This is a genomic window from Chitinophaga hostae, from assembly GCF_018224885.1.
Classification (GTDB): Bacteria; Bacteroidota; Bacteroidia; order Chitinophagales; family Chitinophagaceae; genus Chitinophaga; species Chitinophaga hostae.
This window is the reverse complement of record NZ_JAGTXB010000071.1, coordinates 1-299: the sequence shown is the minus strand read 5'-3', so window position 1 is coordinate 299 and position 299 is coordinate 1. Positions and strand designations below refer to the sequence as shown.

1 protein-coding gene is annotated in these 299 nt (G+C 53.5%); it reads left to right on the top strand.

Going from position 1 to position 299, the window contains the following annotated elements; all coding sequences use genetic code 11:
- Window positions 1–299: hypothetical protein (locus KE626_RS34545; protein ID WP_211977738.1), on the top strand; the 299-nt coding region annotated here is incomplete at both ends.

The following is a 299-nucleotide window of genomic DNA, read 5'->3' as shown; positions in this document are numbered from 1 at the left end:
AGCCAGCAGATCGGTTTTGCTTTACCAGCAGGTGTAACCACAGAGATACCAATTAAAGTATCGTTGCTGGTTACGGGCACAGCTATCCGTGGTACGGATTACAGTCTGCCGGCAGACACTACTTTCACCGGTGCTTCCGGCGCCGCCCTGTTGCCGGTGGCAGCTGATATACTGGTGGAAGATGTAGAAGATATTCACGTGACACCGGCAGTGAGCGACGCTTACAGCACGATATACACTTTCCTGCCAGCTACCCTTGACCTGACGATCAAAGATGCGCAGTATCCATTCCCGGCGGG